This is a genomic window from Streptomyces sp. NBC_00554 (assembly GCF_041431135.1).
Taxonomy (GTDB): Bacteria; Actinomycetota; Actinomycetes; order Streptomycetales; family Streptomycetaceae; genus Streptomyces.
The window spans coordinates 5,579,560-5,593,323 of sequence record NZ_CP107799.1 but is presented as its reverse complement, the minus strand read 5'-3'; the positions used below and the strand labels follow the sequence as shown (position 1 = coordinate 5,593,323).

General features: G+C 70.7%; 12 protein-coding genes. 9 read left to right on the top strand and 3 right to left on the bottom strand.

What is annotated here, in order from left to right; all coding sequences use genetic code 11:
* Positions 1-231 precede the first annotated feature (231 nt).
* The gene (locus OG266_RS24665) at positions 232-3,225 is read right to left on the bottom strand and encodes an FAD-linked oxidase C-terminal domain-containing protein (protein WP_371548464.1); all 2,994 of its coding nucleotides are present in this window, start codon (positions 3,223-3,225) and stop codon (positions 232-234) included.
* A gap of 287 nt (positions 3,226-3,512) precedes the next feature.
* On the opposite strand from OG266_RS24665, the gene OG266_RS24660 reads away from it, so the two are divergent.
* From OG266_RS24660 to serC, 7 genes are all read left to right on the top strand, one after another.
* Positions 3,513-5,255, top strand: a complete 1,743-nt coding sequence (locus tag OG266_RS24660) for an ATP-binding protein (RefSeq protein WP_371548462.1) — start codon at positions 3,513-3,515, stop codon at positions 5,253-5,255.
* Entirely contained in the window at positions 5,252-5,659 is a 408-nt protein-coding gene (locus OG266_RS24655) for a roadblock/LC7 domain-containing protein (protein WP_266459666.1), read from the top strand. The genes OG266_RS24660 and OG266_RS24655 overlap by 4 nt, the downstream gene beginning before the upstream one ends.
* On the top strand, positions 5,656-6,012 hold the full coding sequence (locus OG266_RS24650; protein ID WP_266459663.1) for a DUF742 domain-containing protein: 357 nt from the start codon (positions 5,656-5,658) through the stop codon (positions 6,010-6,012). The genes OG266_RS24655 and OG266_RS24650 overlap by 4 nt, the downstream gene beginning before the upstream one ends.
* Entirely contained in the window at positions 5,993-6,685 is a 693-nt protein-coding gene (locus OG266_RS24645) for an ATP/GTP-binding protein (RefSeq protein WP_371548461.1), read from the top strand. Before OG266_RS24650 ends, OG266_RS24645 begins: the two co-directional genes overlap by 20 nt.
* On the top strand, positions 6,682-7,905 hold the full coding sequence (locus tag OG266_RS24640) for a cytochrome P450 (protein ID WP_371548459.1): 1,224 nt from the start codon (positions 6,682-6,684) through the stop codon (positions 7,903-7,905). Before OG266_RS24645 ends, OG266_RS24640 begins: the two co-directional genes overlap by 4 nt.
* On the top strand, positions 7,902-9,116 hold the full coding sequence (locus tag OG266_RS24635) for a cytochrome P450 (RefSeq protein WP_371548457.1): 1,215 nt from the start codon (positions 7,902-7,904) through the stop codon (positions 9,114-9,116). The genes OG266_RS24640 and OG266_RS24635 overlap by 4 nt, the downstream gene beginning before the upstream one ends.
* Positions 9,117-9,455: 339 nt before the next feature.
* Positions 9,456-10,574, top strand: coding sequence for a phosphoserine transaminase (gene serC / locus OG266_RS24630; RefSeq protein ID WP_371548454.1), 1,119 nt, complete (start codon positions 9,456-9,458; stop codon positions 10,572-10,574).
* A 61-nt stretch (positions 10,575-10,635) separates the two neighbouring features.
* Here serC and OG266_RS24625 read toward each other — a convergent pair whose 3' ends face one another.
* Both OG266_RS24625 and OG266_RS24620 read right to left on the bottom strand, forming a co-directional pair.
* The gene (locus OG266_RS24625) at positions 10,636-11,457 is read right to left on the bottom strand and encodes an ABC transporter permease (RefSeq protein ID WP_266459651.1); all 822 of its coding nucleotides are present in this window, start codon (positions 11,455-11,457) and stop codon (positions 10,636-10,638) included.
* The gene (locus OG266_RS24620) at positions 11,454-12,443 is read right to left on the bottom strand and encodes an ATP-binding cassette domain-containing protein (RefSeq protein ID WP_371548451.1); all 990 of its coding nucleotides are present in this window, start codon (positions 12,441-12,443) and stop codon (positions 11,454-11,456) included. The genes OG266_RS24625 and OG266_RS24620 overlap by 4 nt, the downstream gene beginning before the upstream one ends.
* A 96-nt stretch (positions 12,444-12,539) precedes the next feature.
* On the opposite strand from OG266_RS24620, the gene OG266_RS24615 reads away from it, so the two are divergent.
* Positions 12,540-13,298, top strand: a complete 759-nt coding sequence (locus tag OG266_RS24615; RefSeq protein ID WP_266459646.1) for a TetR/AcrR family transcriptional regulator — start codon at positions 12,540-12,542, stop codon at positions 13,296-13,298.
* 31 nt (positions 13,299-13,329) lie between these two features.
* Entirely contained in the window at positions 13,330-13,764 is a 435-nt protein-coding gene (locus tag OG266_RS24610; protein ID WP_371548449.1) for a PPOX class F420-dependent oxidoreductase, read from the top strand.

The following is a 13,764-nucleotide window of genomic DNA, read 5'->3' as shown; positions in this document are numbered from 1 at the left end:
GTATGCCAACGGACGACCACGCCTCACTGCCCAGTACCTGACCCACGGGCCAGCGCTCGCCCGCCCCACACCGGACACCCCGCAGCGGCCCACCGGCGGGAGGGGGCGTGCCGGTACGTCCAAAGCCCGTCGCGTACGCCCGCGTCACCGGACGCTTCCCTGCCCGGCCAACGTCTGATCCGGCGGCGACGGGCGGACGTACCGGCACGCCCCCGACCCACCCACCCGGCATCAGCCCCCGTCCCACCCCTCCAGCCCCTCCGCCAGCACCTCCGCCAAATGCCGCCCCCGACTCCCCGCCAACTGGTCCAACTGCGTACGGCAGGAGAACCCGTCCGCCAGAACCACCGCGCCGTCCGCGGCCTCCCGTACGGCCGGCAGCAGTTGCTCCTCGGCGCAGGCCGCCGAGACCTCGTAATGCCCCTTCTCGAAGCCGAAGTTGCCGGCAAGGCCACAACAACCGCCCGCGAGCGCCCCAGTCAGGCCGGCCGCCTCGCGCAGGCGGCGGTCGGCACCGTCGCCGAGAACCGCGTGCTGGTGGCAGTGGGTCTGGCCGACGGCCGGCCGGTCCACCCGAGGCGGAGTCCAGTGCGGAGCGTGCCGTTCCAGGGCCTCCGCAAACGTCGTGACCGCCGCCGCCAGACGCGCCGCACGCGGATCGTCGTGCAGCAACTCAGGCAGGTCGGTACGAAGGGCAGCGGCACAGCTCGGTTCCAGGACGACGACCGGGGTGCCCATCTCCAGGTAGGGCTCCATAAGGTCGAGCGTGCGCCGCATCACGGTGCGCGCACGGTCGAGCTGGCCCGTCGAGACGTACGTCAGCCCGCAGCAAACACGGCGACGGCGCCGCGGCAGAAACGCACCGAACCCGATGGGCCCGTTCGTCACCCCGTCCCCGATCGGACCGTTGGACAGCGCTGCCCCCACCGGCGTGAACCGCATCACCTTCGTCGGCGGCAGCAGCACCATCAGCCCCGCCGCCTCCAGGACGTCTACGGCGGCCCGGCCCACAGCCGGTGAGAGATGCTCGGTGAAGGTGTCCGGCCACAGGACGACGACCTCTCCACCAGAGCCGGCCCCGGCCCCGAACCCCGGAAACGGCCTCCGAACCCCCCGCTTCCGATCCCGCACAAACCCCCGCACCCGAGCCCGAAACCTCCGCGACCACCACCGACTGAAGGTCTCCCGAGCCACCGTCGGAATCCCCCGCTCGGGCGCGATCCCGCCCAGCCTCTTGGCCACCGCCGCCAACGGCCGCACGGAAGCGAGGTAGTTGACGACCCGCGCCGTGCGCGTCCGGGCGACAAGCCCGAGCCACAGCGGCAGCCACCCCATGGCGTAGTGGGCAGCCGGCCGCCGCCGCCCTTCGTAGTGATGGTGAAGGAACTCCGCCTTGTACGTGGCCATGTCGACGCCGACCGGACAGTCGGACCGGCACCCCTTGCAGGAGAGGCAGAGGTCCAACGCATCACGGACCTCCGTAGACCGCCACCCGTCGGTCACCACCTCACCCGCGAGCATCTCGTGCAGCAACCGCGCCCGCCCCCGAGTGGAGTGCTCCTCCTCACCGGTCACCCGGAACGACGGACACATGACATCCCCTGAAGCCCCCGAACCCCCGACAGGCGTACGACACTTGGCAACCCCCACACACCTCCGCACAGCCGCCGAGAAGTCCCAACCGTCCGCCGGATACCCAAAGGCCACATCCACCGGCTCCCTCGGCAACACCGCGAACCGCAGGTTCTCGTCCAGCCGATGCGGCCGCACCAGCATCCCGGGGTTGAGCAGGTCGTCCGGGTCCCAGATGCCCTTGACCCGCTCGAAGAGAGCGACCATCTCGTCGCCGTACATCTTCGGCAGAAGCTCCGCCCGCGCCTGCCCGTCCCCGTGCTCGCCGGACAGGGACCCCCCGTGGGACACGACGACCTCCGCGAGCTCTTCCGAGAAGCGCCGGAACCGACCGATCCCGTCACCGGTCATCAGGTCGAAGTCGATGCGCACGTGGATGCAGCCGTCGCCGAAGTGCCCGTACGGTGTGCCGCGCAGCCCGTGGGCCGTCAACAGGGTCCGGAAGTCACGGAGATACGGCCCGAGCCGGGCCGGCGGCACCGCGCAGTCCTCCCAGCCGGGCCAGGCCTCGCTGCCGTCCGGCATCCGCGTCGCCGTACCGCTGGCGTCCTCGCGCAGCCGCCACAGCGCGCGCATCCCGGCCGGGTCGGTGACCACGAGGGAGTCGACGACGTCGGCGGCCCGCACGATCGCGTCGGCACGCGCGCGTGCCTCCCCCGCGTCCGCTCCGCCGGTCTCCACGAAGAGCCAGGCCCCGCCCCGCGGCAGCCCTGCGTCGGCGCGTACGAGATCGGCGGCCATCCCCTCCACCGTCAGCGGCCCGTGCGGCAGCAGCCCGGCGGCCGCCTCCGCCGCGGCGCTCTCGTCCGGGTACGCCAGCACGGCCAGCGCCCGCGCGCGGGGCGCCTCGACCAGTCGTACGACCGCCTCGGTCAGCACCCCCAACGTGCCCTCGGAGCCGCAGAACGACCGGGCGACATCCGCGCCCTTCTCGGGCAGGAGGGCATCCAGCGCGTAGCCGGAAATACGGCGGGGAAGATCGGGGAAGCCGGTCCGCAGACGCGCCAACTCGCCTTCCACCAGGGTCCGGAGACCGTCAGGGGCGCCCGCCCAGTCCTGCCCCAGCCGCACGGCGGCCCCATCACCCGTGACCACCGACAGCTCCCGCACGCTGTCCGCCGTCGTACCCCAGGCGACCGAGTGCGAGCCGCAGGAGTTGTTGCCGATCATCCCGCCGAGGGTGCAGCGGCTGTGGGTCGAGGGGTCAGGGCCGAAGCGCAGGCCGTGCGGGGCGGCGGCGTCCTGGAGACGGTCCAGTACGACACCGGGCTGCACCACAGCCGTACGCGCTCCGGGGTCGAGCGACACGATCCGGTTCATGTGACGCGTGAAGTCCAGCACGACCCCTGTCCCCGTCGCCTGCCCGGCGATCGAGGTGCCGCCGCCGCGCGGCACGACCGGCACACCGTGCTCGCGGCACACGGAGAGGGCGGCCGCCACGTCGTCGGCGTCGCGCGGGGACACGACGCCGAGCGGGACGCGCCGGTAGTTGGAGGCGTCCATGGTGTTCAGCGCCCGCGCGGTCGCGTCGAAGGCGACCTCGCCGCGCACGGCCTTCCGCAACCCCGCCCGCAGTGCCCCGAGATCAGTCATGTCCCCCAGCATGCCCCCAGGCACTGACAGTGACGACCGACACCACACAGTGACGACGTTCGACCGGCCGAATCGTGATCGGATTATGAGGCCAAGAACGGGAACCTTCCCAATTCGATCACGAACTCTCATATAGTGACGGCGAGTTGAGCACCCGGTGTCGCTTCTCGCCCAGGAACCGCGCGCAAGAACCGCACAAGAGCCGCGCGCAGGAACCTCACCCAGGAACTTCGCACCAGGAACCGCGCACAGGAACCTCGCCCAGGACACGACCGAGGACACGATTCATGACCGCGCCCATCCCCTCCGGCGAACGACCCACGCTCCGAGCCGTCGCGCCCGCTCCCCTGATCACCGCCGTCCTGGCCGCACTCGCAGTCGCCGAAGCGGCCTACCTGGCGCCCGGCTCGGTACGCGTCCCCCTCGCCTGGGGCGCGGGCGCCGCCGCCGTATTGCTGTGCGCGGCCGTCGCGGTGGCCGCGTACTCCGTACAGACCTCGAAGCTGGTACGCCGCCGGCTCGACGCCGTCACCCAGGACGCCGGACGGCTCCTCCAGGAACGGGCCCGGCTGACCGAGGAGTTCAACCAGGAGCAGGCCCGGCTGACCGGCGACGTCGCCCGTGAGCGGGCGCGACTGGCCGAGGCTTCGGCCCTGGAACACGTACGGCTCACCGAGTCCGCGGCCCAGGAACGCGCGCGCCTCACCGAGGAGTTCGCGACCGAGCGGCAGCATCTCACCGAGGAAATGGACCGCCTCACCAAGGAGCACGCCCGGCAGGCCGAGCGCGCCCGGCAGGCCATCGGTGACCGCGCCGCCGCGCTCGCGTCGACCGCCAACGCGGCGGGCCGGATGCAGGCGCTGTCCACCGGCATGCTCGCCGACCTGCGCGCCATGGAGGAGCGGCACTCCGACGAGGAGGTCCTCGCCGACCTGCTGCACCTCGACCACCGCACCGCGCAGGCGGGCCGCCTCGCCGACTCCGTCGCCGTCCTCTCCGGCGCGCGCTCCGGCCGCCGCTGGGCGCGGCCCATCGTCATGGAGTCGATCCTGCGCGGCGCGATGGGCCGCATCGGCGGCTACCAGCGCGTCCGCGTCCACTCAGCCAGCGAGGCCGCCGTCGCCGGGCACGCCGCCGAGGGCGTGATGCACGCAATCGCCGAACTCCTCGACAACGCCGCGAACTTCTCGCCGCCGACCGCCGAAGTGCATGTGTACGTCGAGGAGGTCCCGGCCGGAGTCATCGTCTCCGTCGAGGACAGCGGCCTGGTCATGGGCGACGTCCAGCTGCGCCGCGCCGAGCGTGCCGTGTCCGGTGACAGTGTCGAACTGGGCGGGCTCACCGGCACCCGGCTCGGCCTCGCGGTGGTCGGCCGGCTCGCCCGCAAGCACGGCCTGAAGGTGTCCTTCCGGCCCTCCGCGCGCGGCGGCACGGGCGTCCTGATGCTCATCCCCCAGGACCTCCTCACCCTGCCGAATCTCCCGACCCTCCCGGCCGTCCCACTGCCCGCGGAGTCCGAGCCCGAGCTCACCGAGACCAAGCTCGCCGAGACCGGACTCGACGAGACCGTGCCGGTACCCGAGGTGTCGTACGCCGCCGCCCGCGCCGCCGACGACCTCGACCCGGACCCCGTACCCACCCACGACTCGCCCCGGCACGAGGCGGACTCCCCGTCGACGGGCGGCCTCCCCAAGCGCCGCCGCGGCCGCACCCTGGCGCACGCCGAACGCAGCCGCGCGCACGTCACCGGCCAGGCGGCCGACGCGGAACCCCGCACCCCCGCTCCCGGAACCCCGGACCGAGCCAAGGCCAGGGCCGACCGCTTCAGCAGCTTCCGCCAGGCGGTACGCGCCACGGCGGCCGACACCGACACCCCCACAGCCACTGACGCCACTGACGCCACTGACGCCACTGACGCCACTGACGCCACTGACGCCACTGACGACGACAAAGCCGTAGAGGACACGGCCGCCGCCGTGTCCTCGTCCCCGCACTCCCACTCGCACCCGGAAGGCCACACCACCCCATGACGGGCACCACCACCGCCGACGAGAAGCTCTCCTGGCTCATCGAGGGCCTCCTTGAGCGCACCCCGGGCGCGCGGCACGCGCTCGTACTCTCCCGCGACGGCCTGAAGCTGTGCCGCACCCCGGAACTCTCGGTCGACCAGGCCGACCAGCTCGCCGCGATCGCCGCCGGCATCCAGTCGCTCTCCCACGGGGCGTCCGTGGAGTTCGGCGACGGCAGCGGAGGCGTACGGTCCGCGATGGCCGAGTTCTACGGCGGAGTCCTGTTCATCGTCGAGGCGGGCGACGGCGCCCACCTGGCGGTGGTCACGACCGAGGACGCGGACGCCGGTCTGGTCGGGCACAACATGACCGAACTGGTGGAACAACTGGGCGAGCACCTGAACGCGCAGCCTCGTTCGTCATGAGCCGTCCCGGCAGGGACGACGCGCCCGACAGGCTGTACACCCTCACGGGAGGGCGCAGCCGGTCCGGTCCCGACGCCCCGTTCGACCTGGTGACGCTGGTGGTCGCCGAGTGCGATCCGGTGGCGGGCATGCAGTCGGAGCACGCCGCGATCCTGCGGTTCGCCCAGCGGCCCACGGCGGTCGTCGAGCTCGCGGCCGAACTGCGGCTGCCGGTGAGCATCACGAAGATCCTGCTCTCCGACCTGCTCGCCGCGGGCCGCGTCAGCGCCCGTCACCCGCACACCGCTGTTCCTTCCGGCCTCCCCGATCCCGACATCCTGGAGCAGGTGCTCGTTGGACTCCGTAACCTCTGACGCCGGTACGCCGCCATCGCTGCCATCGCCGTCGTCGTCGCCTTCTGACGCCCGTACGCCCCTCGCGGCGTCGGCGGACAACGGCCTCAAGATCGTCGTTGTCGGCGGTTTCGGCGTCGGCAAGACGACGCTGGTCCGCTCCGTGAGCGAGATACGTCCCCTCAACACCGAGGAGACGATGACGCAGGCGGGCGAGGCGATCGACGACATCAGCGAGGTGCGCGGCAAGTCCGCGACCACCGTCGCCTTCGACTTCGGGCGCATCACACTCGATGCCCGCAATGTGCTGTACCTGTTCGGCGCGCCGGGGCAGGAGCGGTTCTGGTTCCTCTGGGACCGCCTGTTCTCCGGCACGCTCGGCGCGGTCGTGCTCGTGGACACGCGGCGCATCGACGACTCCTGGTACGCCATCGACCGCCTGGAACACCACGGCATGCCGTTCATCGTGGCCTGCAACGACTTCGGCGGCCCCGCGCACACCCCCGCCCAGATCCGCGAGGCCCTCGACCTCGACCCGCACATCCCGCTGCTCGACTGCGACGCCCGCTCGCGGGAGTCCGGCAAGCGGGTGCTGATCACGCTGATCGAGCACCTGCAGAGTCTGTACGCCGCCGGCAGCGCACCCGGAGCCGTCGGCGAAAACCCCCTCAAATCACCGGAGTTGGCCCTGTGACCGCCGCCCCCGTGCCCCTCAGCGGGCCCAGGTTCCAGACCGAACCCGCCGAGCTGTACCGGGAGATGCGGCGCGACCACGGGTCCGTGGTGCCGGTCGTGCTCGACGGTGACGTACCGGCGTGGCTGGTGCTCGGCTACCGCGAACTGCACCAGGTCACCGGCGATCCCGTGCTGTTCAGCCGGGACTCCGACCTGTGGAGCCAGTGGCCGAACATCCCGGACGACTGGCCGCTCCTTCCGATGATCGGCCGCAAGCAGCCCTCCATCCTCTACACGGTCGGCGAACGCCACCGCGAGCGCGCCGCGATGATCAGCGACGCCCTCGAAGCCGTCGACCCCTTCGAACTGCGCGGCCACGCCGAGAAGTTCGCCGACGAGCTCATCGACGCGGTGTGCGCCAAGGGCGAGACGGACCTCGTCGAGGACTACGCGGCGCTGCTGCCGGTCCGCGTCCTCGCGACTCTCTTCGGCTTCTCGGACGAGCAGGGTCCCGGTCTGGTCACCGCCCTCAACGACATGATCAACGGTCGGGAGGGGGCGCTCGCGGGGCAGCAGCATCTGGCCACGTCCATGGGGCAGTTGCTCGCCGACCGGAAGGCGGCGCCCGCGAACGACGTCGTGTCCCGCATGCTCGCGGACACTTCCGGGTTCACGGACGAGGAGATCGCCCAGGACCTGATGGTCATGATGGCCGCGGGCCACCAGCCGACCGCCGACTGGATCGGCAACTCGCTGCGCCTGATGCTCACCGACGACCGTTTCGCGGCCTCGCTGTTCGGCGGCCGGCACAGCGTCGCCGAGGCCATGAACGAGGTCCTGTGGGAGGACACCCCCTCCCAGAACATCGCAGGGCGCTGGACCTCCCGCGACACCCAGCTCGGCGGCCGCCGCATCCGCTCCGGCGACCTGCTCATCCTCGGTCTGCAGGGCGCCAACTCCGACCCCCAGGTGCGGACCGACGGCTCCGCCCTCACCGGCGGCAACAACGCCCACTTCTCCTTCGGCCACGGTGAACACCGCTGCCCGTTCCCGGCTCAGGAGGTCGCGGAGGTCATCGCGCGGACCGGGATCGAGGTCGTACTGGACCGGCTGCCGGACATCGACCTCGCCGTGACCGCCGAGTCGCTGACCCGGCGGCCCTCCCCGTGGCTGCGGGGGCTGACCGAACTGCCTGTGAGATTCACCCCGACTCCGGCCCTGGGAGGCACGCCCGCATGACCACTCGTATCGCGCTGGACCCGTTCGTCACCGACCTCGAGGGGGAGAGCGCCCGCCTCCGCGAGGCTGGTCCGCTCGCCGCCGTGGAGCTGCCCGGCGAGGTCCCGGTGTGGGCGGTCACCCATCACGCCGAGGCGAAGAAGCTGCTGACCGACCCCCGCCTTGTGAAGGACATCAACGTCTGGGGTGCCTGGCAGCGCGGCGAGATAGCCCCGGACTGGCCGCTGATCGGGCTCGCGAACCCCGGCCGTTCGATGCTCACGGTGGACGGTGCGGACCATCGCCGGATGCGGACGCTGGTGGCGCAGGCGCTGACTCCGCGGCGGGTGGAGCAGATGCGGGAGCGGATCGCCAAGCTGACCGAGGGGCTGCTCGACGGCCTGCCGACGGACGCCGATGTCGTCGACCTCAAGGCCGACTTCGCCTACCCGCTCCCCATGTTCGTCATCGCCGACCTCATGGGCATCGACGAGGCGAAGCTTCCCCGTCTCAAGGAGCTCTTCGAGAAGTTCTTCTCCACGCAGACGCCGCCGGCCGAGGTAATCGCCACGCTCACGGAACTCGCGGGCATCATGGCCGAGACGGTCGCGGCCAAGCGCGCCGAACCGGGTGACGACCTCACGTCGGCACTCCTCCTCGCCTCCGAGGACGGCGACCACCTCACCGACGAGGAGATCGTCTCCACCCTCCAGCTGATGGTCGCGGCGGGCCACGAGACGACGATCTCCCTCATCGTCAACGCCGTCGTCAACCTGTCGCTCCACCCCGACCAGCGCGCCCTGGTCCTCTCCGGCGAGGCCGACTGGTCCGCGGTGGTCGAGGAGACCCTTCGCTACTCCACACCCACCTCGCACGTCCTGATCCGCTTCGCGACGGAGGACGTTCCCGTCGGCGACAAGGTGCTCCCCGCGGGAGACGCGCTGATCGTCTCCTACGGAGCGATCGGCCGCGACGAGCAGGCCCACGGCCCGACCGCAGGCGCCTTCGACATCACCCGCACCTCCTCGAACCGCCACATCTCCTTCGGCCACGGCCCACACGTCTGCCCCGGCGCAGCACTCTCCCGCCTCGAGGCGGCAGTAGCCCTCCCGGCCCTGTACGAACGCTTCCCCACCCTCGACCTGGCAGTCCCACCCTCCGAACTCCGCAACAAGCCGGTGGTCACACAGAACGACCTGTTCGGTCTGCCGGTGCGGCTGACGACGCCGTAGTTTCTTCGCCCCCTCCGCCCCTTCCCGTCCCGTTCCTGGGGGCTCCGCCCCCAGACCCCCGCATCGCGCTGACGCGCTCGTCCTCAAACGCCGGACGGGCTGAAAGATCTCTCCCCGGCCGGGGAGAAAGATCTGCCGCCGGTGCGAAAGATTGCAGCTCCGGCCGGCGAAAGATCCAGCCCCTCCGGCGTTTGAGGAGCGGGGTCTGGGGCGGAGCCCCAGGAACAAGGGACGGGTAGGGGCGGAGGGGGCGAAAAACCCCCCGCGTCACCCCCACCCCCGTCTCACCCGACGGACGAGGTTTCACCCACGTTTCCGGAAGCGGCTAGGCTCCCGATCGTGGCTGATATCCAGATCCCCGCTGACATCAAGCCCGCCGACGGACGTTTCGGCGCGGGCCCCTCCAAGGTGCGGACGGAGGCGCTGGACGCCCTCGCGGCGACCGGCAGTTCCCTGCTCGGGACATCCCACCGCCAGGCCCCGGTGAAAAACCTGGTCGGCAAGGTGCGCGAGGGTGTGAGCTCGCTGTTCTCGCTGCCTGAGGGGTACGAGGTCGTCCTCGGCAACGGTGGGTCCACCGCGTTCTGGGACGTCGCGACCGCCGGGCTCATCGAGAACAAGTCGCAGCACCTCACCTTCGGTGAGTTCAGCTCGAAGTTCGCCAAGGCCGCGAAGCTCGCGCCCTGGCTCGCCGAGCCCACCGTGATCAGCAGTGACCCCGGCACGCACCCCGAGCCGCAGGCCGAGGCGGGCGTGGACGTCTACGCCTTCACGCACAACGAGACCTCCACCGGCGTCGCGGCCCCCATCAAGCGCGTGGCCGGCGCCGACGAGGGCTCCCTCGTCCTGGTGGACGCCACCTCCGGCGCCGGCGGCCTCCCGGTCGACATCGCCGAGACCGACGTCTACTACTTCGCCCCGCAGAAGTCCTTCGCCTCCGACGGCGGGCTGTGGATCGGCGTCTTCTCCCCGGCGGCGATCGAGCGCGCCGAGCGGATCCACGCGAGCGGGCGTCACATCCCGGAGTTCTTCTCGCTCCCCACGGCGATCGACAACTCCCGCAAGAACCAGACGTACAACACCCCGGCCCTCGCCACCCTGTTCCTCCTCAACGAGCAGCTGGAGTGGATCAACGGCCAGGGCGGGCTCGCCTGGTCCGCCGGCCGTACCAAGGACTCCTCCACCCGCCTCTACAGCTGGGCCGAGGAGAGCAAGTACGCGACCCCGTTCATCGCCGACCCGGCCAAGCGCTCGCAGGTCATCGGCACGATCGACTTCGCGGACGAGATCGACGCCGCCGCCGTCGCCAAGGTGCTGCGCGCCAACGGCATCGTCGACACCGAGCCGTACCGCAAGCTGGGCCGCAACCAGCTCCGTGTCGCGATGTTCCCGGCCATCGACCCGGCGGACGTCGAGGCACTGACGAAGTGCATCGACTACGTGATCGAGAAGCTGTAACCGGTCTTACGAGGATGGGGGCGCCCGGCACTCGCCGGGCGCCCCTCTCTCATGTCCCGTCTCAGTGGCTCAGCTTCCTGAACCTGCGCACCGCCAGCGGCAGGAAGATCAGCGTCAGGACCAGCGGCCATACGCCCGCCATCAGCAGGGCGTGCTGCTCGACCCATGAGTCCCCGCTGCCGACCGGCGTGCCGAACAGGTCACGCGCGGCCGCCGCCGTGGACGAGATCGGGTTCCAGGCCGCGACGAAGCCGAGCCAGTCCGGCATCAGCTGCGGCGCGACGAAGATACTGGAGATCATCGTCAGCGGGAAGGCGACCGCGAACAGTCCGCCCGCCGCCTCCGGGTTGGGCACCATGAGGCCGAGCCACACGCCGAGCCAGATCAGTGAGAAGCGCAGCCAGAGCAGCAGTCCGAAGGCCGCCAGGAAGGCGAGTCCGCCGTCGGGACGCCAGCCCATGGCGAACGCGGTGAGCATCAGGATCGTCAACTCCGCGCAGGCGCCGAGCAGATCCGTCACCCCGCGACCGGAGACCACGGCGGACGGCGCCATCGGCATCGAGCGGAACCGGTCGATGACGCCCCTGGTCGCGTCGTAGACCACGACCGTCGCAGTGTTGATGAAGCCGAAGGCCATCGTCATCACGAACATGCCCGGCATCAGGAAGTCCTTGTAGTCCCCGCCCCCGGGCACCTTCATCGCACTGCCGAAGACATACCCATACAGCAGCACGGAGAGGATCGGGAAGCCCAACTGCCAGACGATGTTGATGGGTTGGCGCTGATAGTGGGTCAGTCCGCGCCGGACGACGTTCCAGCAGTCGACGAGTGCCCAGTACGTACGACCGCGACCGCTCGGTCCGGTCAGTTCCAGCGCGCTCATGCCACCGCCTCCTTCTTGCTCGTGTCCGTGCCGTCGACGGCGGCCGTACGGTGTCCGGTCAGGCGCAGGAACACGTCGTCGAGGCTCGGCCTGCGCAGGCCGATGTCCTCGACGGCGACGCCCTCGTCCTGGAGGGTCCGCGCCACGTCGGTGAGCGCGGCCACCCGGTCGGTCACCGGCGCGTGGACGCGGAGTTCGGTCTCGTCCGACTCCGGTTCGCCGTCCGCCACCCGGGCCACCACCTTCACCACCCGCGGGATGTCGGCGCGTTCGCTCACCACGACCTCGATGCGGTCGCCGCCGACCGTGTCCTTCAGCCCGTCCGGAGTGTCGTCCGCGATGGCCCGGCCCTGGTCGATCACGGTGATGTGCGAGGCGAGCTTGTCGGCCTCCTCCAGGTACTGCGTGGTCAGCAGGACGGTCGTACCGCCGGTCACCAACGCCCGTACGGAATCCCAGACTTCACCCCGGCCACGGGGGTCGAGCCCGGTCGTCGGCTCGTCCAGGAACAGCACGCTCGGGGTGAGGATCATCGACGCGGCGAGGTCGAGGCGGCGCCGCATGCCGCCGCTGTACTTCCCGACGCCCTTGTCGGCGGCCTCGACGAGGTCGAACTGCTCAAGCAGCTCGCCCGCCCGCAGCCGCGCCCGGCGTCCGCCCAGATGGAACAGCCTGCCGAACATCTCCAGGTTCTGCCGCCCGGTGAGCACCTCGTCCACGGCGGCGTACTGCCCCGTGAGCCCGATCCTCGCCCGTACCTCCCGCGGCTGCCGTGCCACGTCCAGGCCGGCCACCGTAGCGCTCCCGCCGTCGAGCCGCAGGAGTGTGGACAGGATGCGGACGGCGGTGGTCTTGCCCGCGCCGTTCGGCCCGAGCAGGCCGTGCACCGTACCCTCCCGCACCGCCAGATCGAAGCCGTCGAGCGCGTGCTTCTCCCCGTACCGCTTCTCCAGGCCCTCGGCCCGTACCGCGTAACCCTCGCTCATGGTTCCCCCTTCTCCCTCTTCCCCTTAACTGGGTACACCGTACCCGATTACGCGTACGACGTACTCAGTTTTTTGCCACGGAACTAAGCTGCACCCATGACAAGCAGCACGGAGACCAGCGGCAGCGGCGACATCCGGCGCACCCTCGAACTGCTGTGGGACACCGGCAAGCGCCCCAGCCGCGGGCCCAAGCCGGGCCTGACGCTGGAGCGGATCGTGGAGGCGGCCATCCTGGTCGCGGACTCCGACGGCCTTGACGCGGTCTCGATGCGCCGGATCGGCACCGAACTGGGCACCGGAGCGATGTCCCTCTACCGCTACGTCCCCGGCAAGGGGGAACTGCTCGACCTGATGCTGGACCGCGTCCAGAGGCCGTCCGAGAACCCTGCCGACCTCGGCGACGGCAGCTGGCGCTCGGCCCTGGAGGCCCTGGGCCGGGCGACCCTCGCCCTCTACCGGCGCCACCCCTGGCTGCTCCAGGTCAACCAGTCCCGCCCGATCCTCGGCCCGAGCGCGCTCGACGGCATGGAGAAGATGCTCGCCCGCATCAAGCCGATGGGCCTGTCCGATCCCGAGCTGGTCTCGGCGATCGTCATGATCGACGGATACGTCGTCGGGGCCGCCCGCACGCAGGTGTACCAGGAGGAGGCGGAACGCAGAACAGGTCTGACCGATGCCGAGTTCTGGCAGGCCCACATCCCCGTCTTCGAGAAGGTCATGGCCGACGGCAACCACCCCTTCCTCGCCTCTCTCAGCGAGGACGCCTTCGGTACCGACTTCGACCACTTCGAGTTCGGTCTTCAGCGGATCCTCGACGGGCTCGAAACGTTCGTCTCGCGACGCGCCAAAGGGTGACAAACCGAGTGATCAGTGCCTGTATGGAGGCATGAGTACTCCGAGTACGAGCCCCGAACTCACCCGTTTCGTCAAGCAATGGGCCGTCCTCCTCACCAGCCACAAGAAGGACGGCACAGGAGTCGGCACCCCCGTCAACCTCGCTGTCGAGGGGGACCACGCCTACTTCCGCACCCCGGGCAGCGCCTGGAAGGCCAAGCGCCTGCGCAACAACCCCGAGGTGGAGATCGCCCCCTCCACCCTCCGCGGCGCCCCGACCGGGCCCGAGATCCACGCCCGGACGCGGCTGCTGGACCAGGGCAGCCCGGAGGACAAGCACGCGGCCCAGCTGCTGCGGAAGAAGTACCCCCTCTCGCACGGGGTGTTCGTGCCGCTGGCCCACAAGGTGATGCGGACACCGACGCTGCACTACGAGGTGCGGCCGATGGAGGAGATGGAGGAGAAGCCCCGGCCGGCAGGTGACTGA